Origin of the sequence: Streptomyces flavalbus, from assembly GCF_042674625.1 — a bacterium.
GTDB lineage: Bacteria > Actinomycetota > Actinomycetes > Streptomycetales > Streptomycetaceae > Streptomyces > Streptomyces flavalbus.
Genome location: NZ_JBHTEB010000001.1, coordinates 2,102,036 through 2,122,254, shown reverse-complemented (window position 1 = coordinate 2,122,254; position 20,219 = coordinate 2,102,036). Strand labels below are relative to the sequence as shown.

The window sequence follows — 20,219 nt, the reverse complement described above, 5'->3', positions numbered from 1 at the left end:
CCGTACGGACATTGAGGTGTGACGGATGGTGGAGACCACGAGCGGGGGGCCGGGCGACGGCGCCGCCGAGGTGCTCGACCGTCCGCTGCCCGAAGGTGTGCGCCGCAGGGTCGTACAGATCGTCGCGGACGGCTTCGGCGGGCTGACCGTCGCCGAACTGCCCGCCCAGCTCCGGCAGTACGCCCGGTTCGCCCCGAACCGGCGGGCCAAGTTCGCGGGCAACGCGATGGCCGCCGCGCTGGAGACCGACCCGCTGTTCCGGCAGCGCATCGGGGAGAGGCTGCGCGAGGCCCAGCCGGAGCTGACCGGCGCCCTGGACTCCGGATCGCCGCCCCCGGCCGCCGACCCGCTCGACGTGGCCGCCGCGGCCTACGTGCTGCGCCCGACCGGCTGGGTGAAGCTGGTGACCGCCGCGGGCGAGGAGGCCCAGCGGGCGGACGCCGAGCGCGCCGACGACGAGAGCCGCGCCGAGCTGGAGCGGCTGCGCGCCGAACTCGCCGCCGCCCGGGAGCAGACCCGCGCCGAGACCGAGCGGCTGCGCGCCGAACTGGACGGCGCGAAGAAGGAAGCCGAATCGCTTCACCGCAAGCTGCGTGCCGCCCTCAGCGACATCAAGCGCGGCGAGGCGGCGCTGCGCCGGGCGCAGGGCGAGATGGAGGCGGTCCGCGCCGAGGGGCAGACCCAGCTCTCCGCCGCGGAGAGCGAGACCCGGCGCCTCAAGGCCCGCCTCGGGGAGACGGAGGCCGCCCTGGAGGCCACCCGGCGCGCCGCCCGCGAGGGCCGCAGCGTCGAGGACATGCGGGTACGGCTGCTCCTTGACACCGTCCTGGACGCGGCGCAGGGCCTGCGCCGGGAGCTGGCGCTGCCGCCGGTCTCCGCGCGCCCCGCCGAGACCGTGGACGCCGTGGAGCCGGGCCGGATGACGCCGAAGGACATCGCCGCCCGCGCGCTCTCCGAGCACGACCCGGCCATCCTCGACCAGTTGCTGGCGCTGCCGCAGGTCCACCTGGTCGTCGACGGCTACAACGTCACCAAGACCGGCTACCCGCAGATGCCGCTGGAGCAGCAGCGGCTGCGGCTGCTCGGCCAGCTCTCCCAGCTCGCCGCGCAGACCGGCGCCGAGGTCACCTGCGTCTTCGACGGGGCGGAACTGGTCGCGCCGGTGCTGCTGGCGCCGCCGCGCGGGGTGCGGGTGCTGTTCTCCAAGCCGGGCGTCACGGCCGACGAGCTGATCCGCCAGCTCGTGCGCGCCGAACCGCCGGGGCGGCCGGTCATCGTCGCCTCCACGGACCGCGAGGTCGCCGACGGGGTCGCCAAGGCGGGCGCGCGGCCGGTGGCGTCGGCGGTGCTGCTCAAGCGGCTTTCCTGACGTTCGCCCCAACCGCAACGTTCCGGTGTCATGCCGGAATTGATGGGATTGCGGTACAGCGCAGTGTCAGGAGTGCGTCACCACCTGTGATTCATGTGTAAAGAATGGTGGTTGGGGCGAGATTTTTGAGCTGAGAATTTGAACTGATCACAAGAAGGTCACTAGGGTCTGGGCTCGAACCTCCGAGCGGGCAGTAACTCACAAGAAGGAGTTCGCCTCCGTGGCGTCCCACCGTCGACCCAAGCAGCCGAGCCGCACGCGCGTGACCGTGCTGACCACGGCAGCCGCCGCAGCAGTCGCCCTCAGCTCCCAGGCGGCCAACGCCGCCCCCAGTGAGAAGCCGAGCAAGGACGAGGTCAAGGCGAAGGTCGACAAGCTCTACGAAGAGGCCGAGCACGCCACCGAGAAGTACAACGGCGCCAAGGAGAAGCAGGAGAAACTCCAGAAGGAGATCTCCACCATCCAGGACAACGTCGCCCGCGGTCAGGAAGAACTGAACGACCTGCGCGACGGCCTCGGTTCGATGGCCAGCGCCCAGTACCGCAGCGGCGGCATCGACCCCTCGGTGCAGCTCTTCCTCTCCGCCGACCCGGACGACTACCTCGACAAGGCGTCCACGCTCGACCAGTTGAGCGGCCAGCAGGTCGACGCGCTGAAGAAGATCCAGGTCAAGCAGCGCGAACTCGCCCAGCAGCGGTCCGAGGCCACCGACAAGCTCAAGGACCTCTCCGCCACCCGCACCGAGCTGGGCAAGAAGAAGTCCGAGGTGCAGGCCAAGCTCGCCGAGGCGCAGAAGCTCCTCAACACCCTGACCGCCGCGGAGAAGGCCGCCCTCGCCGAGGAGGAGGCCCGCGCCACCCGCGCCAGCGAGCGCGCCGTCCTCGGCTCCACGGCCCCCGCCACCGGCCGCGCCGCCTCGGCCTACTCCGCCGCGCAGAGCAAGATCGGCTCCCCCTACGTCTACGGCGCCACCGGGCCGTCCTCCTTCGACTGCTCCGGCCTCACCTACTGGGCCTTCGCCCAGGCCGGGATAGCCATCCCGCGCACCTCGCAGGCGCAGGCCAACGCGGGCACCCGCATCTACTCGCAGAGCGACCTCCAGGTCGGCGACCTGGTCATCTTCTACGGCGACCTGCACCACGTCGGCTTCTACGCGGGCAACGGCCAGGTGCTGCACGCCCCGCGCACCGGCACGGTCGTGCGCTACGAGTCGATCAACAACATGCCGTTCCAGTTCGGCGTCCGCATCTGAGGACCGTCCGTATCTGAGGGTCGTCCCCGTCTGACGGCCCTTCAACACGGGGAACCCCTGGCGCCCGTTCGGGCGAATTGCCGGGACCCCCGATGACCCCACGCCCCGCCGGTGACCTGCGTCAGCGGTGGGGCGTCACCGTGCGTGCCCGCGCGGGGCTTTGGCCGGGACCCCGGCACGGGGCTACTGTCTGCCGCGTTTCCCTGTCCGCCAGCGGAAGGAGCACGGCTACCCGTGGGGTCCCATCGCCGCCAACCGGCTCCCGGTTTCCACCGGGGCGCCGCCGTCGCGGTCTCCGTCCTGTCGGCCGCCGCGGCCCTCGGCGCCCTCCCGGCGCTCGCCGCGCCGCACGACGACACCCGCGCCGAGGTCGACCGCCTCTACGCGCAGGCCGAGAAGGCCACCGAGGCCTACAACGAGGCCGACGAGCGCACCGACGCGCTGCGCGGCGAGGTCGGCGCCGTCCAGGACCGCGTCGCCCGCCAGCAGGAGCGCATCAACACCCTGCGCGAGGCGCTCGGTTCGCTGGCCGGGGCCCAGTACCGCTCCGGCGGTCTCGACCCCACCGTGGCCCTGCTGTTCTCCCAGGACCCGGACGACTACCTCGACCGGGCGTCCGTCCTGGACCGGATCAGCGGCCACCACGCCGACCAGCTCACCGACCTCCAGGAGGCCATGCGCGAACTCGCCCAGGACCGCGCGGAGGCCACCCGCAAACTCGGCGAACTGGAGAAGAGCCGCAAGGCGGTCGCCGCCCACAAGCGCACCGTCGAACGGAAACTCGCCAAGGCCCGCCAACTCCTCAACCGCCTCACGGCCGAGGACCGCGCCGCCTACGAGCGCGCCTCCCGCTCCGGCCGCGCCGACCTGCCCGCCCCCGGCGCCGTCGCCGCGCCCTCCGCCCGCGCCGCCGCCGCGGTCGCCGCCGCCCGCTCCGCGCTCGGCAGGCCGTACGTGTGGGGCGCCGCCGGACCCGGCGGCTTCGACTGCTCGGGCCTGACGCAGTGGTCGTACGCCCAGGCCGGGGTCGCCCTGCCGCGCACCTCGCAGGGCCAGCGGTACGCCGGACGGCACGTGCCGCTCTCCCAGGCACAGCCCGGCGACCTGGTCACCTACCACTCCGACGCCCGCCACGTCGCGATGTACGTGGGCAACGGCCAGGTCATCCACGCCCCCTACCCGGGCGCCCCGGTGCGCTACGACCCGGTCGGCATGATCCCGGGCGCCACCGTCACCAGGATCTGACCGGCCGCCGACGCCAGGTTCCGCGCCGACCACCGTACGATCGGAAAGGTGGCTGGTCGAGGGCGGGCGCCGAGGACGGGGGCGCCGATATCCGTGGTGGTGGCGGTCTGCGCGCTGCTCGCGTCGCTGGTGGGGTGCGGGGGCCGCTCCGCGACCGACCGCGCCGAGGCGGACGTACGACGGGTGCTGGACCGGCGGGCCGCCGCCGTGCTCGACCGGGACCTGGCGGCGTACCGCGGCACCGGCAGCACCGCCGGGTTCCGGAACCTGCGCGCGGTACCGCTGGCCGCCTGGTCCTACGAGCTGACCGGGCTGCGGGTGACCGGCGACCGGGCCACCGCCGACGCCCGGCTGCGCTACCGCGTCGACGGCTACGACACCGCGCCGGTCGTCGCGGGCCGGGCGCTGACGCTGGCCCGCGGCGCCGACGGGCAGTGGGACGTCGTCTCCGACCGGCCCGCCGAGAAGTCCGCCCAGCAACCCTGGGACCAGGGCCCGGTGAGCGTCGTACGCGGCGAGCGCTCCCTGGTGCTCGGCGTCGGGCACCCGGCCCGGGAACTGCGCGAGTACGCCGGGCTCGCGGACCGTGCCGTCCCGGCGGTGACCGCGGCCTGGGGCGACCAGTGGAGCGGGCGCGTGGTCGTGGTCGTCCCCGAGTCCCTGAAGGACATGGCGGCGCTGCTCGGCTCGCCCGCCTCCGCCTACCGCGGCATCGCCGCCGTCACCACCGGCGAGGTCGGCGCCCCGGCCCGCGCGGCGGCCGACCGGATCATCGTCAACCCCGACGCGTACGGCGTCCTCGGGGACGTCGGCCGACAGGTCGTCCTCACCCACGAGGCCACCCACGTCGCCACCCGCGCCCACACCAACGCCGCCACGCCGCTGTGGCTGTCCGAGGGGTACGCCGACTGGGCCGGGTACCGCGGCACCGGCCGCGCCCCCGCCGAGGCCGCGCCGGAGCTGGCCCGCGCCGTCGCCGCGGACCAGGGCCCCGAGGACCTGCCCACCGACGAGGACTTCGCCTTCACCGGCGACGCCGCCGCCCTCGCCCAGGCGTACGAGAGCGGCTGGCTGGCCTGCAGGATGGTCGCGGAGCAGTGGGGCGAGGACCGGCTGCGCGCGTTCTACCGGGCCGTCGGCGCCCACGAGGAGCGGGCGGGCGCGGTGGAGGGCGCGCTGGCCGACGTCCTCGACGTCACGCCCGGGGAGTTCACCGAGCGGTGGCGGGAGTATCTGCGGGTTCAGTTCGGCTGACCGGCGGCACCGGCTCGGGGGCGTCCGGGCGGGTCGTGTCGCGCCACAGCGCGCGGGCCGCGGCGATCGTGGCCAGCACCAGCAGGCCGTTGCGGACGAACAGCAGGGTCACGCCGAGCCCGTCGCTGGCGACGACATGGGCGAACCACAGCGGGAACTCCAGCGTCGTCACCAGGCACGCGGCCAGCACCAGCACGGTCGGACGGCGCATCACGCTCGCCGGGAAGCACAGGCAGACCGCGGCCAGACCGACCAGCCACACCAGGTACTGGGGGCTGATCACCCGGCTGGTGACCGTGAACAGCAGCACCGCCGTGAACGCCGCGTCCGCCGCCGTGTGCGGCAGGAAACGCACCGCCAGCATCCGCCACATCAGCAGCCAGCCGATCGCCATCCCGGTCAGCGTCAGCGCGACCGTGCTGACGGTCCGCACGTGCGGGCCCAGGAACTCCACCGAGCCGTAGTGCAGCAGCACCTGGCCCTCCCAGCCGTGGTGCCGGGCCACGTGGAAGACCAGCGCGCCCAGCGACTCCACCTCGGTGCCGCGGTCCCGCTGGAAGGTCAGGAACGCGAACGCCCCCGGCATCGCCACCGCGAACCCCGCCGCGACCACCGCCGCGGTCACCCCGGCCGCGACCCACGCCCGCCGCTTCACCACCCCGACCAGCAGCATCGCGGGCCACACCTTCAGCAGCGCCCCGAAGGCCGCCAGCGCGCCCAGTACCCGGGGCCGCCGGGCGCCCGCGAGGAGCGCGGCCACCGCCACTGCGGTCACCATCACGTCGTAGCGCGCGTACACCGTCGGACCGAGCAGCGGCACGCCCGCCACCCACACCCAGGCGCCCCGCGCCGACCGGCCGGGGCGGGTGCCGGTGCGGGCGAGCACCGCCAGCACGGCCAGGTCGGTGAGGAGGACCAGGACGAAGAAGGCGTGCGCGTAGTCGAGGAACGGCAGCAGCCCGGGGGAGAGGATCGGCAGGGCGGCGGCGGGCGGGTACTGCCAGGTGACGTCGTCCAGCGGGAACGTTCCGCCGCGCAGCACCTCGTACCAGTCGTGGTAGATCCCCGAGACGTCGCTGGTGACGTCCGGGCCGGGGAAGACGAACACCTTGAAGACGAACAGGAGCAGCAGCAGCCGGGTCGGCACCCAGATCGCGGCCAGCCACCCCAGGGTGCGCCGCCGCATGTCCGTGTCGTCCACCTGAGTCCCTGCCCGTTCTGTGCGCCTGAAGGGAGTCTACGTTGGGTAAGGTCGGCGACGATGCGCAAGACCCTCATCGTCACCAACGACTTCCCGCCCCGCCCGGGCGGTATCCAGGCGTTCCTGCACAACATGGCGCTACGGCTGGACCCCGGGCGGATCGTGGTCTACGCCTCCACCTGGAAGCGCACCCGCGAGGGCGTCGAGGCCACCGCCGCCTTCGACGCGGAGCAGCCCTTCACCGTCGTCCGCGACCGTACGACGATGCTGCTGCCGGTGCCCGCCGTCACCCGGCGCGCGGTGCGGCTGCTGCGCGAACACGACTGCACGGCGGTGTGGTTCGGGGCGGCGGCACCGCTCGGCCTGATGGCGCCCGCGCTGCGCCGGGCCGGGGCCGAGCGGCTGGTGGCCACCACCCACGGGCACGAGGCGGGGTGGGCCCAACTGCCCGCCGCGCGGACGCTGTTGCGGCGGATCGGGGAGTCCACCGACACCCTCACCTACCTCGGCGAGTACACGCGCTCGCGGATCGCCGGGGCGCTGGGCGCCGAGGCCGCGGCGCGGATGGTCCAACTGCCGCCCGGCGTCGACGAGAAGACCTTCCACCCCGGCTCCGGCGGCGCCGAGGTCCGGGCCCGGCTCGGGCTCACCGACCGGCCGGTGGTGGTGTGCGTCTCGCGGCTGGTGCCCCGCAAGGGCCAGGACACCCTCATCCTCGCCCTGCCGCGCATCCTCGCCGCCCAGCCCGACACCGTGCTGCTGGTCGTCGGCGGCGGGCCGTACGAGGGGCAGTTGCGGCGGCTCGCGGCCGAGACCGGCGTCGCGGACTCGGTGCGCTTCACCGGGGCGGTGCCGTGGGCGGAGCTGCCCGCGCACTTCGGCGCCGGGGACGTGTTCGCGATGCCGTGCCGGACCCGGCGCGGCGGGCTCGACGTCGAGGGGCTCGGCATCGTCTACCTGGAGGCGTCCGCGACCGGGCTGCCCGTGATCGCCGGGGACTCCGGCGGCGCCCCCGACGCGGTGCTCGACGGGGAGACCGGCTGGGTGGTGCGCGGCGGCTCGGCGGAGGAGACCGCCGACCGGATCACCGCCCTCCTCGGCGACGAGGCGCTGCGCCGCCGCATGGGGGAGCGGGGACGGCGCTGGGTGGAGGAACGGTGGCGGTGGGAGCTGCTGGCGGAGCGCCTGGAGGCGTTGCTGCGGTGAGGTGAGACCCTCTTACTTCGCTGTGCCGCCTGACGGCCGCTAGACCCTCTCACCTTCCGTAGGCGCCCTTACTTCTGGTAGATCGCCTCGATGTCGGCGGCGAAGTCCTTCGCCACCACGTTCCGCTTCAGCTTCAGCGACGGCGTGAGGTGGCCGGAGTCCTCCGTGAACTGGGAGTCCAGGATGCGGAACTTGCGCACCGACTCCGCCTTCGACACCGCCGCGTTCCCGTCGTCGACCGCCGACTGCACCGCCGCCAGCAGCTCCGCGTCCTCACGCAGGGACGCCGCGGTGGAACCCGCCGGTTTGCCGTGCTCGGCGGCCCAGCGGCCCAGGAACTCCTCGTCCAGGGTGATCAGCGCGCCCACGAAAGGCCGTCCGTCGCCGACCACCATGCACTCCGCGACCAGCGCGTGCGCCCGGATGCGGTCCTCGATCACGGCCGGGGCGACGTTCTTGCCGCCCGCCGTCACCAGGATCTCCTTCTTGCGGCCGGTGATGCGCAGATAGCCGTCCTCGTCGAGGGTGCCGATGTCGCCGGAGTGGAACCAGTTGTCCGCCAGCGCCTCCGCGGTGGCCTGCGGGTTGTTCCAGTACTCCTTGAAGATGTGCTCGCCGTGCAGCAGCACCTCGCCGTCGTCGGCGATCCGCACCACAGAACCCGGCAGCGGCTGCCCGACCGTGCCGATCTTCTGCCGGTCCCACGGGTTGAACGCGGTCGGCGCGGTGGTCTCGGTCAGGCCGTAGCCCTCCAGGACGGTGAAGCCGATGCCGCGGAAGAAGTGCCCGAGCCGCTCACCGAGCGGGGCGCCGCCGGAGATGGCGTACTCGCCCTTGCCGCCGAGCACCGCGCGCAGCTTGCTGTAGACGAGCTTGTCGAACACCCGGTGCTTGATCCTCAGCCCCAGCGACGGGCCCGACGGGGTGTCCAGGGCGCGGCTGTAGAGGATCGCGGTGTCGGCGGCCTTGTCGAAGACGCGGCCCTTGCCGTCCGCCTGCGCCTTCGCCCGCGCCGAGTTGTAGACCTTCTCGAAGACCCGCGGCACACCGAGGATCAGCGTCGGCCGGAACGCGGCGAGTTCGTCGGTGAGGTTCTTGATGTCCGGGACGCAGCCCAGCTTGATCGGCGCCATCATCGGCGCGATCTGCACCATCCGCCCGAAGACATGGGCGAGCGGCAGGAACAGCAGCACGCTGCACTCGCCGGTGCGGAACAGCGGGCGCAGCCGCTCGACGACGTTGCCGCAGTCCGCGAAGAAGTTGCGGTGGGTGAGCACACAGCCCTTGGGGCGGCCCGTGGTGCCGGAGGTGTACACGATCGTCGCCGGGTCGTCGGCCTTCGCCCGCGAGCTGCGCTCCTCGACGGTGGCGTCGCTGACGTCCTGCCCGGAGCGGGTCAGTTCCTCGACGCCGCCGCCCTCGATCTGCCACAGGTGCTTCAGCTCGGGCAGCCGGTCGCGGACCGACTCCACGGCGGCCGTGTGGTGGTCCTGCTCCACGACGCACGCCGTCGCGCCCGAGTCGCTGAGAATCCACTGCACCTGCTCCGGCGAACTGGTCTCGTACACCGGCACGGTGATCGCGCCCGCGCTCCAGATCGCGAAGTCGAGCAGCGTCCACTCGTACCGGGTGCGGGACATCAGCGCGACGCGGTCGCCCGGCTGCACGCCCGAGGCGATGAGGCCCTTGGCCGCGGCGCGCACCTCGGCGAGGAAGTCGACGGCGGTCACGTCCTGCCAGGCGCCGCCCACCTTGCGGGCGATGACGGCGACGTCCGGGTGCTGCGCGGCGTTTCTGCGGACGATGTCGGTCAGGTTGCCGTCCGCGGGGACCTCGTACAAAGCCGGAAGGCTGAACTCGCGCAAGACTGCTGCTCCTCATAGGGCGCCGACGCCACGACGTTGTGTGCTGCGACGGTGCGGTCCAAGGCTCGGGCAGGTACTCGGGATTCGGATGTTGAAATCCTGAGCACGACTGGACTGCCCGGACGTTACCCGCCGGTATGGCTTCTTCGACAGGGGGTCCCGGCGAGATGTTCGCTGCGTCACACAGGTGGGTGTTCCCGTTGGTGTTCCTGCGCGCACAGTAGTCCACGGCTTTTCGTACTGGCGAGTCTGCGCAGGTCCGGCCGCCACTGTTCACCTCCGCCGCACACGCTTACGCTTGATCGCCATGGCACTCACACCAGCCGGTGACCGGCGGACGCGCGTCCACGTGGTCAGCGACGTGCACGGCAACGCGCGTGACCTGGCCCGCGCCGGGGAGGGCGCCGACGCCCTGGTCTGCCTGGGCGACCTCATCCTGTTCCTCGACTACGCCGACCACTCCCGCGGCATCTTCCCCGACCTGTTCGGCGCCGAGAACGCCCACCGGATCGTGGCGTTGCGCACCGAGCGGCGCTTCGAGGAGGCCCGCGAGTTCGGCGCCCGGCTGTGGGCGGGGGTCGGTGAGGACCGGGCCGCGGTGATCGAGCGTGCGGTGCGCAAACAGTACGCGGAGCTGTTCTCGGCGTTCCCCACTCCTACGTACGCCACCTACGGCAACGTCGACATGCCGCCCCTGTTCCGGGAGTACGCCGGGCCCGGCGTGAGCGTGCTCGACGGGGAGCGGGTGGAGATCGGCGGCCGGGTCTTCGGCTTCGTCGGCGGCGGGCTGCGCACGCCGATGCGGACGCCGTACGAGATCAGCGACGAGGAGTACGCGGCGAAGGTGGCGGCGGTCGGGGAGGTGGACGTGCTGTGCTCCCACATACCGCCGGAGGTCCCGGAGCTGGTCTACGACACCGTGGCGCGGCGCTTCGAGCGGGGCAGCCGGGCGCTGCTGGACGCGATCCGCCGGACCCGGCCGCGGTACGCGCTCTTCGGACACGTCCACCAGCCGCTGGTGCGGCGGATGCGGATCGGGGCGACCGAGTGCGTGAACGTGGGGCACTTCGCGGGGACGGGGCGGCCCTGGACGCTGGAGTGGTGAGCGGGGTGCCGTCGGGCCGTGCGCCGCGCGGTAGCCTGGCACCCTCCCGCACCGGACCGTAACTGGAGGAGCCACGGCGATGGCGGAACACACCAGCTCTAGCATCACGATCGAGGCCCCCGCGGCCGACGTCATGAGCGTCATCGCCGACTTCGCCCGCTACCCGGACTGGACGGGAGAGGTGAAGGAGGCGGAGGTCCTCGCCACGGACGCGCGGGGGCGGGCGGAGCAGGTGCGGCTCGTCATGGACGCGGGGGCGATCAAGGACGACCAGACGCTGGCGTACACCTGGAGCGGGGCGAACGAGGTCTCCTGGACGCTGGTCAAGTCCCAGATGCTGCGGTCGCTGGACGGCACGTACCTGCTGAAGCCGCAGGGGCCGTCCTCGACGGAGGTCACGTACCGCCTGACCGTGGACGTCAAGATCCCCATGCTCGGCATGATCAAGCGCAAGGCGGAGAAGGTCATCATCGACCGGGCGCTGGCGGGTCTGAAGAAGCGCGTGGAGTCGGGCAAGTAGGGGTTCTCGCCCCCGCCGCCCCTACCCGTTCCCGTCCCCTGGGGGCTGCCGCCCCCAGACCCCCGCCCGGCCCTGTACGGGCCTCGTCCGCAAACGCCGGACGGGCTGAGTGGGGACAGCCCCGGTGTGAGCCCTCGGCTACGGTCACCCCATGCGCACCCTCCTGATCACCGGCCCCGGCGGAGCAGGCCGTACCACCGTCGCCGCCGCCACCGCCCTGGCCGCCGCCAGGCAGGGCACCCGCACGCTCGTCCTCAGCGCCGACCCCACCGACACCCTCGGCGCCGCCCTGGGCACCCCCACGGGCCCGAGGCCCACCGAGGCCGCCCCGCACCTCACCGCCTGGCGTCCCGACCCCGCCACCGCGTTCCGCGCCGACCTCACCGCGCTCCAGGACCGTGCCACCACCGCCCTCGACCTCCTCGGCGCCACCCGCCTCGACCCCGAGGAGCTGACCCCCCTCCCCGGCGCCGCCGAACTCGCCCTGCTGCGCGCCCTGCGCGACGCCGCGCTCGCCGCCGACGCGCACGACCTCCTCGTCGTCGACCTGCCCCCCGCCCCGCACGCCGTCGCCCTGCTCGGCCTCCCCGAGGAGCTCCGCCGCTACCTGCGCCGCCTCCTCCCGCCCGAGCGGCAGGCGGCCCGCGCCCTGCGCCCGGTCCTCGGCCGTCTCGCGGGCGTCCCCATGCCCGCCGAGTGGCTGTACGAGAAGGCGGCCCGCTGGGACGTGGAGCTGGCCGCCGCCGAGGCCGTCCTCGCCGACCGCGACACCGTCGTACGGCTGGTCGCCGAGCCCTCACCGGCCGGACTCGACGCCGTACGCGCCACCACCCTCGGCCTCGCCCTGCGCGGACTGCGCACGGACGTGCTGGTCGCCAACCGGGTCTTCGCGGAGCCCACCGCGGACACCCGGCTCGCCGGGGTCGTCGCGCAGCAGCGCAAGGCGGTGGACGAGTGGCGGGAGACGTACGACGTCCACAGCGTCGACCACCTCGGCCGCGACCCCCGCGGCACCGACGACCTCACCGCCCTCACCGTGCCCCCCGCCCCCACCCCCCGCCGCGGCCCCACGACCGAGTGGGCCGTCACCGACCGGATCGCCGAGGACGGGGTGCTCGTCTGGCACATCCCGCTGCCCGGCGCCGTCCGCGACGACCTCGACCTGATCCGGCGCGGGGACGAACTCGTCGTCACCGCGGGACCGTTCCGCCGGATCGTGCCCCTGCCCTCCGCGCTGCGCCGGTGCACCGTCTCGGGCGCCGGGTTGCGCGACGGGGAGCTGCGCATCCGGTTCACCCCCGACCCCGGACTCTGGCCCACGGGACGGTGAATCCGCCGTACCCGGTCGGGTAACGTCGTAGGGACGAACCGTAGTCAGGAGCCCGCCATGAGCGAAGAGCGCCCCACCTCCGACGCCGCTGGCGAGGAGGCGGCCGACGAGGTCCGTCGCCCGACCGACGCCGACGCCTGGGCGACCGCCTGCGCCGAGGACCTGGAGGCGGAGAAGGCCCGCCGCCGGGCCGCCCACGGCCAGCCCACCGGCTCGGCCGCCGAGGAGCTGCGCAGGCTCGTCGACACCGTCGCCGACAAGCTGTCCGGCCTCCAGTCCCCGCTGCTCGGCGCGGTCGCCGGATCGGCCGCCCAGCAGGTGGTGCGGCAGGTCGTCCAGCAGGCCAAGGCCGCCGTCGAGCCCGTCATCGAACGCAACCCGGACGTCTTCGACCACCTCGCCAGCGCGGGCCAGGAGCTGCTCGCCGCCTACCGCTCCGCGGTGCAGGCCCAGGAGAGCCGCTGGACCACCGGCGCCAAGGACTTCCGCGAGGACCTCGGCGGCGACCTCGACCAGGACCCCGGCAACCCCCGCGACCCCGACGAGGGCAGCGGTCCTGGGCACCGCATCGACTTGGACTGACCCTCAGCTCGGGTACGGTTGGCCGTAGCGGGGCTCGACCGGAACTGAGGGATTCATGGGACTCACCATCGGCGTCGACATCGGCGGCACGAAGATCGCGGCCGGCGTGGTCGACGAGGAAGGCAACATCCTCTCGACCTTCAAGGTGCCGACCCCCACCACAGCCGAGGCCATCGTGGACGCCATCGCCTCGGCGGTGGAAGGCGCGCGCGCCGGGCACGAGATCGTCGGCGTGGGCATCGGCGCCGCCGGATACGTCAACCGGCAGCGCTCCGAGGTCTACTTCGCGCCCAACATCCACTGGCGCAACGAGCCGCTCAAGGAGAAGGTCGAGACCCGCGTGGGTCTCCCCGTCGTCGTCGAGAACGACGCCAACGCCGCGGCCTGGGGCGAGTACAAGTTCGGCGCGGGCAAGGGCCACCGCAACGTCATCTGCATCACGCTCGGCACCGGCCTCGGCGGCGGCATCATCATCGGCAACAAGCTGCGCCGCGGGCACTTCGGCGTGGCCGCCGAGTTCGGCCACATCCGCATGGTCCCGGACGGCCTGCTGTGCGGCTGCGGCTCCCAGGGCTGCTGGGAGCAGTACGCCTCCGGGCGCGCCCTCGTCCGGTACGCCAAGCAGCGCGCCAACGCCACCCCGGAGCGCGCCGAGGCGCTGCTCGCCCTCGGCGACGGCACCCCCGACGGCATCGAGGGCAAGCACATCTCCATGGCCGCCCGGCAGGGCGACCCGGTCGCCGTCGACTCCTACCGCGAGCTGGCCCGCTGGGCCGGTGCGGGCCTGGCCGACCTCGCCTCCCTCTTCGACCCGTCGGCGTTCATCGTCGGCGGCGGCCTCTCCGACGAGGGTGACCTGGTCCTCGACCCGATCCGCAAGTCGTACAAGCGCTGGCTCGTCGGCGGCAACTGGCGCCCCGTGGCCGACGTCATCGCCGCCCAACTCGGCAACAAGGCGGGCCTGGTAGGCGCGGCCGACCTGGCCAGGGAACCCGACCCGATCATGTAAACCAGGGGCCCCTGTCCCCACCTCTTAGGGGCGCGGGGAACTGCGCGACTAGCCACGACGAACCGTTAGTCGCCAATCAACCTCGCGCCCCGGGGCATGACGCGTACATTGGATCACCATGGCGCCGCTCCCCACCTCCTCCACAGAACCCGACGGCTCCGCCGTCCTCCGCGTCCTCAGCTACAACGTCCGCTCACTGCGCGACGACCCCGCCGCCGTCGCCCGGGTGATCACCGCCTGCGCCCCCGACCTGGTCCTCGTTCAGGAAGCCCCCCGCTTCTTCCGCTGGCGCAAGAAGCTCGCCCGGCTGGCCTCCGCCTCCGGGCTGGTGATCCTCTCCGGTGGCGGCACCGCCGCCGGACCCGCGCTGCTGTGCGGGCTACGGGCCACCGTCGAGCGCACCGAGGACGTCCTGCTGCCGCTCACCCCCGGCGAGCACCGCCGTGGCCTCGCCACCGCCGTCGTCCGCTTCGGCGCCGCCCGGCTCGGCGTCGTGAGCTGCCACCTCTCGCTCCAGCGCGACGAGCGCTACGAGCAGGGCGGGATGCTGCTCGACCGGGTCGCCGCGCTGGGCACCGAACACGTCATCGCGGGCGGCGACCTCAACGAACGCCCCGGCGGCCCCACCTTCCGGCGGCTCGCGGACAGCCTCCAGGACTGCCGTACCGCCGCGCCCTGGGGCGCCGAGCACACCTTCCCGGCCACCGGCGCCCACCAGCGCATCGACGCGATCTTCGCCAGCAAGGGCGTCGAGGTCCTCGGCTGCGGGGTGCCCCTCGGCCACCCGGGCGTCACCGAAGCGGACCTGAGGGCGGCCACGGACCACCTCCCGGTCCTGGCCGCCCTCAGAGTGCCCGCCGCCGTCTAGCCGGACGACCCAGACCCAGGCCCAGGCCCAGACTCAGACGACCGCGCCCCGGCCGGGGTCGTCGTCCTCGTCGTCGTCCGTCCGCATCCGCATCACCAGCGTCGCGAAGCCGCCCAGGAAGCCGCCGATGCAGACCGTCGTCAGCCACCAGGTCATCTCCCAGCTCAGCAGCACCGCCACCAACATCAGCAGCGGACCGCCGAGCACGCCGAGCCAGGCGAACTTGGCGGTCACGTCGGCGGCGGGCAGCGGCGGCGGCTCAGGCGGTACGAAGTGGCCCTCGTCGTCCTCGCCGAGGTCGTCCTCGGACGGCTCGGCCACCGAGTAGTCCCGTGGGCCGGAACCGGCGCCCACGCCGGGCGCGAACGTCACCGAACCGCCGAGCGGGGTCGCCGGGCGGCCCTCCGTCCTGGTGTCGCCGGGCTCCGGGTCCTCCGCGTCCGTGCCGTTCGGCTCCGCGCCGTTCGGCTCCGCCTCCAGGAGCGCCAGGTCCTCCACCGACTTGAACGGCTTCGCGCCCGGCGGGTCCGGCGGCTCGTCGCCGTACGCGGCGACGATCGCGGCCCACGCGGCCTCCTCGTCGAACGGGACCCCACGCTCGTCCGGCTCGCGGTCCTCGCGGTCGGAGTCGTGCTCAGCCACCTGCGGCCGTCCCTTCCTTGCCGACACTGGGTGCGAGCCGGCCGATGAACGCGAGGCTCTCCTCCTGGATCCGGTCCGCGTCGTGGTCCAACGTCGCGACGTGGTAACTCTGTTCCAGCAGGACCTCCTTGACGTCCGTCGACGACACCCGGCTGAGGATGCGCGCGGAGTCGGCGGGCGGCACCACGTGGTCCTGCGGGCTGTGCAGCAGCAGCAACGGCTGGGTGACCTGCGGCAGCTCGCCGTCGACCCGCCGGAAGAAGTTCCGCAGGGAGTGCGCGGCGTGCAGCGGGACCCGGTCGTAGCCGATCTCCACGCTCCCCGGCTTGGCGATGTCGCTGGCGATGCCCCGGGTGGTGCGCACCAGGTGCCGGGCCACGGGCAGGGCGTACGCGGACAGGCCGTGCACCTTGTTCGCCGGGTTGACGACGACCACGCCGCTGACCGCGTCGCCGTGCCTGGCCGCCAGCCGCAGCGCGAGGGCGCCGCCCATGGACAGACCGCACACGAACACCTGGGCGCAGCGCGCGCTGAGGGCGCGCAGCTCGCGGTCCACCTCCGCGTACCAGTCCTGCCAGCCGGTGAGCTGCATGTCCTCCCAGCGCGTGCCGTGGCCGGGCAGCAGGGGCAGGGACACCGTCAGCCCGTGCCCGGCGAGGAACTCCGCCCACGGGCGCAGCGACTGCGGGGAACCGGTGAAGCCGTGGCAGAGCAGGACGCCGACCTCCCCGCCTTCACGGCGGTACGGCTCGGCTCCAGGAAGGACCGGCACCTTCGGTCTCCTGTTCATGAGAGGGATCAAGAGGGGCATGGACAACGATCCGAGTGTGCTTCACCGTACGCGACCGCACTGACACCGACCAGGGCCGCAGACCCCCGGGGGCGGACTCCGGGTTAAGGTCTGTCCGACAGACACAGGAGGCACTCGGTTGTTGTACGGCGCGATGAAGGTGTCCATCGGGGGACCGCTGAAGCTCGTCTTCAGGCCCTGGGTGGAGGGCCTGGAGAACGTTCCCGCCGAGGGGCCCGCGATCCTCGCCTCCAATCACCTGTCCTTCTCGGACTCGTTCTTCCTGCCCGCGGTGCTCGACCGGAAGGTCACCTTCATCGCCAAGGCCGAGTACTTCACCACGCCCGGCGTGAAGGGCCGGATGACCGCCGCGTTCTTCAAGGGCGTCGGCCAGCTCCCCGTGGACCGCTCCGGGGCGCGCGGCGCGGGCGAGGCCGCGATCAGGAGCGGCATCGAGGTGCTGGAGCGCGGTGAGCTGTTCGGGATCTACCCCGAGGGCACCCGCTCGCCCGACGGCCGCCTCTACCGCGGCAAGCCCGGCGGCCTCGCGCGCGTGGCGCTCGCCACCGGCGCCCCGGTGCTGCCGGTCGCCATGATCGACACGGAGAAGATCCAGCCGCCCGGCCAGGTCATGCCGAAGCTGATGCGGCCCGGCATCCGCATCGGCAAGCCGCTGGACTTCCGCCGCTACCAGGGCATGGAACACGACCGCTTCGTGCTGCGCGCCGTGACCGACGAGGTCATGTACGAGATCATGAAGCTCTCCGGCCAGGAGTACGTCGACATGTACGCCACCGCCGCCAAACGCCAGCTCGCCGAGGCCGCGAAGGCCGAGAAGGAGGCCGCGAAGGCGGCGAAGGCCGCGCTGGCGCAGGCCGAGCGGGAACAGGCGGAGAAGGAGAAGCGGGCCGACCGGGACGACCGGAGCCAGTAGCGTCGGGTAGGGGTGCGGTGCGGGGATACCGGGGGTGGGGGACGTGGCCGGGCGTGAGCGGGTCATGAAGATGTCGGTCGAGCAGCCGCTGTGGCGCGCGCTGGCCGGGTACCGGGTGCTGACCATGCTGTACGCGCTGGGCCTGTTCCTCAGCGCCTACGACGACTTCGCGCGCCCCTGGGTCGCCGTCGCCTACTTCGCCGTCCTCGGCGTCTGGACGCTGGCCACCCTGCCCCGGGTGGCGAACGCGGCGAGCTGCACCAAGCGGTTCCTCACCGCGGACCTGACCATCGCCCTCGTCGGCATCATGCTGACCCGGGTCGCCGACTCCGTGGAGCGCATCGAGGCGGGCAACGCGACGCTGCCGTCGATATGGACCGCGGGCAGCGTGCTGGCGTTCGCCCTCAAGGGCGGCTGGCGCTGGGCGGCCTTCGCCTCCACCCTGGTCGCCGCCGCCAACCTGCTGCACCGCGGCTCCCCGACCCGGGACACCGTGCACGCCGTGATCCTGGTCTGGGTCGCCTCCATCGCCATCGGCTACGTCGTCGAGGTCGCCCGCGCCTCCGAGCGCACCCTCGCCCGCGCCCTGGAGATCGAGGCCGCCACCCGGGAGCGCGAGCGGCTCGCGCGGGACATCCACGACAGCGTTCTCCAGGTGCTGGCGATGGTGCAGCGCCGCGGCGCGGTCATCGGCGGTGAGGCGGCCGAGCTGGGACGGCTCGCCGGTGAGCAGGAGGTGGCGCTGCGCACCCTGGTCTCCGGCGGCCTGCGCCCACCGGACCCGGCCCTCCCGACGCCCCGCGCCGCGGACCGCCCGGCGGACGGCGGCCCCGTCGACCTGCGCCCGCTGCTCACGCCGTACGCCGGTGCCCGGGTCAGCCTCGCCGAGCCCGGCGCCCCGGTGCCGCTGCCGTCGGCGACCGCGACGGAGCTGGCCGCGGCGGTCGGGGCGGCCCTGGACAACGTCCGCCAGCACGCCGGGGAGGACGCCCGCGCGTGGATTCTCGTCGAGGACGAACCCGACGAGGTGATCGTGACCGTACGCGACGACGGCCCCGGCATCCCGGAGGGCCGTCTCGCCCAGGCCGAGGGCGAGGGGCGGCTCGGGGTGGCGCTGTCCATCCGGGGGCGGCTGCGCGACATCGGCGGCACCGCCGAGCTGGTGTCGGTGCCGGGGCAGGGCACCGAGGTGGAGCTGAAGGTGCCGAAGGAGAACCAGACCGCACGGGGGAAGGCGGAGACACGATGAGTGAGCAGCGGGGTCCGATCCGGGTCATGGTGGTCGACGACCACCCCATGTGGCGCGACGCCGTCGCCCGTGACCTGGCCGAGTCAGGTCTCGACGTGGTGGCGACCGCGGGCGACGGCGAGCAGGCGGTGCGCCGCGCCAAGGCCGCCGCGCCGGACGTGCTGGTGCTCGACCTGAACCTGCCCGCCAAGCCGGGCGTCCAGGTCTGCAAGGAGCTGGTCGCCGCCAACCCCGCGCTGCGGGTGCTCGTGCTGTCCGCGAGCGGGGAGCACGCGGACGTCCTGGAGGCGGTGAAGTCCGGCGCGACCGGCTACCTGGTGAAGTCGGCGTCCACCGAGGAACTCCTGGACGCGGTGCGCCGTACCGCCGTGGGGGACCCGGTGTTCACGCCCGGCCTCGCGGGCCTGGTCCTGGGCGAGTACCGGCGGCTGGCCGCCGAGCCCGCGCCCGCCGCCGACACCGGCGAACCCGACGCGCCCCGGCTCACCGACCGGGAGACCGAGGTGCTGCGGCTGGTGGCGAAGGGGCTGAGCTACAAGCAGATCGCGGAGCGGCTGGTCATCTCCCACCGCACCGTCCAGAACCACGTCCAGAACACCCTCGGCAAGCTCCAGCTCCACAACCGCGTCGAGCTGGTCAGGTACGCCATAGAGCGCGGCCTCGACGAGGAGTAGTCCACGCGGCGCCGCGGGTAGCGTGAGGCGTACGGCAACCGCGGCGAAGGGACACCCCATGCGCGTCGGAGTACTGACCGGAGGCGGCGACTGCCCCGGCATCAACGCCGTCATCCGCGGCATCGTCCGCAAGGGCGTGCAGGAGTACGGCTACGAACTCGTCGGCTTCCGGGACGGCTGGCGCGGCCCCCTGGAAGGCGACGTCACCCGCCTCGACATCCCCGCCGTGCGCGGCACCCTGCCCCGCGGCGGCACCATCCTCGGCTCCTCCCGCACCGACCCCTTCCAGCACGGCGAGACCGGGGTGCGCCGCATCCGGGAGAACCTCGCCAAGCACGAGATCGACGCGCTGATCACCATCGGCGGCCGCAACACCCTCGGCGCCGCCGCCCGGCTCCACGAGGAGTACGGGGTGCCCTGCGTCGGCGTCCCGAAGACCGTCGAGAACGACCTGCCCGCCACCGACCACACCTTCGGTTTCGACACCGCCGTCAACATCGCCACCGAGGCCATCGACCGGCTGCACACCACCGCCGAGTCCCATATGCGCGTGCTGGTGGTGGAGGTGATGGGGCGTCACACCGGCTGGGTCGCCATCCGCTCCGGGCTCGCGGGCGGCGCCAACGTCATCCTCATCCCCGAGCGCCCCTTCGACCTGGACCAGGTGTGCGCCTGGGTGACCTCGCGCTTCAAGGCGTCGTACGCCCCCATCGTGGTCGTCGCGGAGGGCGCCGCCCCGGTGGGCGGCGACCCGATGCCGGGGGACGACGACGAGTCCGACCCGTCGGGGCCGGTGCCGCTGTCCGGGATCGGGGAGTGGCTGGCCCGCGAGATCGAGCGGCGCACCGGCAAGGAGGCCCGCACCACCGTCCTCGGGCACGTGCAGCGCGGCGGCACCCCGAGCGCCTTCGACCGCTGGCTCGCCACCCGCTGCGGGCTGCACGCCATCGACTGCGTCCACGACGGCGCCTACGGCCAGATGGTCGCCCTGCGCGGCACCGAGCTGGTGCGGGTGCCGCTCGCCGAGGCGAAGGCGCCGCTGAAGACGGTCGATCCGGCGCTCTACGACGAGGTGAGCGTGTTCTTCGGCTGACGAAGATCGTATATTCGGGACAGATGACCTG

General features: G+C 73.3%; 19 protein-coding genes. 15 read left to right on the top strand and 4 right to left on the bottom strand.

The window, feature by feature from the left end:
* The first annotated feature begins 25 nt into the window (after positions 1–25).
* The 4 genes from ACFQZ6_RS09390 (at position 26) to ACFQZ6_RS09375 (ending at position 5,120) form a co-directional block, all read left to right on the top strand.
* A complete protein-coding gene (locus ACFQZ6_RS09390; protein ID WP_381606572.1) occupies positions 26–1,369 on the top strand; it encodes an NYN domain-containing protein in 1,344 nt (447 codons plus the stop codon).
* Positions 1,370–1,589: 220 nt separating this feature from the next.
* On the top strand, positions 1,590–2,621 hold the full coding sequence (locus tag ACFQZ6_RS09385; protein WP_381606570.1) for a C40 family peptidase: 1,032 nt from the start codon (positions 1,590–1,592) through the stop codon (positions 2,619–2,621).
* A 234-nt stretch (positions 2,622–2,855) separates the two neighbouring features.
* Positions 2,856–3,866: a C40 family peptidase gene (locus tag ACFQZ6_RS09380; protein ID WP_381606568.1), complete on the top strand. Its 1,011-nt coding sequence runs from the start codon at positions 2,856–2,858 to the stop codon at positions 3,864–3,866.
* Between the two features lie 48 nt (positions 3,867–3,914).
* A complete protein-coding gene (locus tag ACFQZ6_RS09375) occupies positions 3,915–5,120 on the top strand; it encodes a hypothetical protein (RefSeq protein WP_381606566.1) in 1,206 nt (401 codons plus the stop codon).
* Here ACFQZ6_RS09375 and ACFQZ6_RS09370 read toward each other — a convergent pair.
* The gene (locus ACFQZ6_RS09370; protein WP_381618172.1) at positions 5,077–6,306 is read right to left on the bottom strand and encodes a glycosyltransferase 87 family protein; all 1,230 of its coding nucleotides are present in this window, start codon (positions 6,304–6,306) and stop codon (positions 5,077–5,079) included. The genes ACFQZ6_RS09375 and ACFQZ6_RS09370 overlap by 44 nt on opposite strands.
* Before the next feature lie 75 nt (positions 6,307–6,381).
* On the opposite strand from ACFQZ6_RS09370, the gene ACFQZ6_RS09365 reads away from it, so the two are divergent.
* Entirely contained in the window at positions 6,382–7,527 is a 1,146-nt protein-coding gene (locus ACFQZ6_RS09365; protein ID WP_381606563.1) for a glycosyltransferase family 4 protein, read from the top strand.
* 68 nt (positions 7,528–7,595) lie between these two features.
* Here ACFQZ6_RS09365 and ACFQZ6_RS09360 read toward each other — a convergent pair whose 3' ends face one another.
* Positions 7,596–9,392, bottom strand: a complete 1,797-nt coding sequence (locus ACFQZ6_RS09360; RefSeq protein WP_381606561.1) for an AMP-dependent synthetase/ligase — start codon at positions 9,390–9,392, stop codon at positions 7,596–7,598.
* 307 nt (positions 9,393–9,699) lie between these two features.
* Here ACFQZ6_RS09360 and ACFQZ6_RS09355 point away from each other — a divergent pair, with 307 nt between their 5' ends.
* From ACFQZ6_RS09355 to ACFQZ6_RS09330, 6 genes are all read left to right on the top strand, one after another.
* Positions 9,700–10,497: a metallophosphoesterase family protein gene (locus tag ACFQZ6_RS09355; protein ID WP_381606559.1), complete on the top strand. Its 798-nt coding sequence runs from the start codon at positions 9,700–9,702 to the stop codon at positions 10,495–10,497.
* A gap of 79 nt (positions 10,498–10,576) precedes the next feature.
* Complete coding sequence (locus ACFQZ6_RS09350) at positions 10,577–11,017, top strand: SRPBCC family protein (protein ID WP_381606557.1); 441 nt, start codon at positions 10,577–10,579, stop codon at positions 11,015–11,017.
* Positions 11,018–11,168: 151 nt separating this feature from the next.
* Positions 11,169–12,347, top strand: a complete 1,179-nt coding sequence (locus ACFQZ6_RS09345) for an ArsA family ATPase (RefSeq protein ID WP_381606554.1) — start codon at positions 11,169–11,171, stop codon at positions 12,345–12,347.
* Positions 12,348–12,404: 57 nt separating this feature from the next.
* Entirely contained in the window at positions 12,405–12,929 is a 525-nt protein-coding gene (locus ACFQZ6_RS09340; RefSeq protein ID WP_381606552.1) for a DUF5304 domain-containing protein, read from the top strand.
* 55 nt (positions 12,930–12,984) lie between these two features.
* Positions 12,985–13,938, top strand: coding sequence for an ROK family glucokinase (locus ACFQZ6_RS09335; RefSeq protein WP_381606550.1), 954 nt, complete (start codon positions 12,985–12,987; stop codon positions 13,936–13,938).
* Between the two features lie 118 nt (positions 13,939–14,056).
* Entirely contained in the window at positions 14,057–14,806 is a 750-nt protein-coding gene (locus tag ACFQZ6_RS09330; RefSeq protein ID WP_381606548.1) for an endonuclease/exonuclease/phosphatase family protein, read from the top strand.
* Between the two features lie 33 nt (positions 14,807–14,839).
* On the opposite strand, the gene ACFQZ6_RS09325 is transcribed toward ACFQZ6_RS09330, so the two are convergent.
* Positions 14,840–15,448 carry a hypothetical protein gene (locus ACFQZ6_RS09325; RefSeq protein ID WP_381606546.1) on the bottom strand — a complete coding sequence of 203 codons (609 nt, stop codon included), beginning with the start codon at positions 15,446–15,448 and terminating at the stop codon, positions 14,840–14,842.
* Positions 15,441–16,220: an alpha/beta hydrolase gene (locus tag ACFQZ6_RS09320; protein WP_381618169.1), complete on the bottom strand. Its 780-nt coding sequence runs from the start codon at positions 16,218–16,220 to the stop codon at positions 15,441–15,443. Before ACFQZ6_RS09320 ends, ACFQZ6_RS09325 begins: the two co-directional genes overlap by 8 nt.
* A 172-nt stretch (positions 16,221–16,392) precedes the next feature.
* On the opposite strand from ACFQZ6_RS09320, the gene ACFQZ6_RS09315 reads away from it, so the two are divergent.
* Genes ACFQZ6_RS09315 through ACFQZ6_RS09300 form a run of 4 tightly spaced genes read left to right on the top strand, consistent with a single transcriptional unit; the run spans position 16,393 to position 20,188 of the window.
* Positions 16,393–17,172 (top strand): lysophospholipid acyltransferase family protein, encoded by a 780-nt coding sequence (locus ACFQZ6_RS09315; RefSeq protein ID WP_381618166.1) that lies wholly within the window; start codon positions 16,393–16,395, stop codon positions 17,170–17,172.
* A 43-nt stretch (positions 17,173–17,215) separates the two neighbouring features.
* On the top strand, positions 17,216–18,421 hold the full coding sequence (macS, locus tag ACFQZ6_RS09310; protein ID WP_381606544.1) for a MacS family sensor histidine kinase: 1,206 nt from the start codon (positions 17,216–17,218) through the stop codon (positions 18,419–18,421).
* Complete coding sequence (locus ACFQZ6_RS09305; RefSeq protein ID WP_381606542.1) at positions 18,418–19,095, top strand: response regulator; 678 nt, start codon at positions 18,418–18,420, stop codon at positions 19,093–19,095. The genes macS and ACFQZ6_RS09305 overlap by 4 nt, the downstream gene beginning before the upstream one ends.
* Before the next feature lie 58 nt (positions 19,096–19,153).
* A complete protein-coding gene (locus tag ACFQZ6_RS09300; RefSeq protein ID WP_381606540.1) occupies positions 19,154–20,188 on the top strand; it encodes a 6-phosphofructokinase in 1,035 nt (344 codons plus the stop codon).
* Positions 20,189–20,219 lie beyond the last annotated feature (31 nt).

What these genes read in the sequence shown, in the direction of transcription:
- ACFQZ6_RS09390 (WP_381606572.1), top strand. Translation starts at nt 26, where the DNA reads ATGGTGGAGACCACGAGCGGGGGGCCGGGCGACGGCGCCGCCGAGGTG.
- ACFQZ6_RS09370 (WP_381618172.1), bottom strand. Translation starts at nt 6,306, where the DNA reads ATGCGGCGGCGCACCCTGGGGTGGCTGGCCGCGATCTGGGTGCCGACC.
- ACFQZ6_RS09365 (WP_381606563.1), top strand. Translation starts at nt 6,382, where the DNA reads ATGCGCAAGACCCTCATCGTCACCAACGACTTCCCGCCCCGCCCGGGC.
- ACFQZ6_RS09355 (WP_381606559.1), top strand. Translation starts at nt 9,700, where the DNA reads ATGGCACTCACACCAGCCGGTGACCGGCGGACGCGCGTCCACGTGGTC.
- ACFQZ6_RS09350 (WP_381606557.1), top strand. Translation starts at nt 10,577, where the DNA reads ATGGCGGAACACACCAGCTCTAGCATCACGATCGAGGCCCCCGCGGCC.
- ACFQZ6_RS09345 (WP_381606554.1), top strand. Translation starts at nt 11,169, where the DNA reads ATGCGCACCCTCCTGATCACCGGCCCCGGCGGAGCAGGCCGTACCACC.
- ACFQZ6_RS09340 (WP_381606552.1), top strand. Translation starts at nt 12,405, where the DNA reads ATGAGCGAAGAGCGCCCCACCTCCGACGCCGCTGGCGAGGAGGCGGCC.
- ACFQZ6_RS09335 (WP_381606550.1), top strand. Translation starts at nt 12,985, where the DNA reads ATGGGACTCACCATCGGCGTCGACATCGGCGGCACGAAGATCGCGGCC.
- ACFQZ6_RS09330 (WP_381606548.1), top strand. Translation starts at nt 14,057, where the DNA reads ATGGCGCCGCTCCCCACCTCCTCCACAGAACCCGACGGCTCCGCCGTC.
- ACFQZ6_RS09315 (WP_381618166.1), top strand. Translation starts at nt 16,393, where the DNA reads ATGAAGGTGTCCATCGGGGGACCGCTGAAGCTCGTCTTCAGGCCCTGG.
- ACFQZ6_RS09305 (WP_381606542.1), top strand. Translation starts at nt 18,418, where the DNA reads ATGAGTGAGCAGCGGGGTCCGATCCGGGTCATGGTGGTCGACGACCAC.
- ACFQZ6_RS09300 (WP_381606540.1), top strand. Translation starts at nt 19,154, where the DNA reads ATGCGCGTCGGAGTACTGACCGGAGGCGGCGACTGCCCCGGCATCAAC.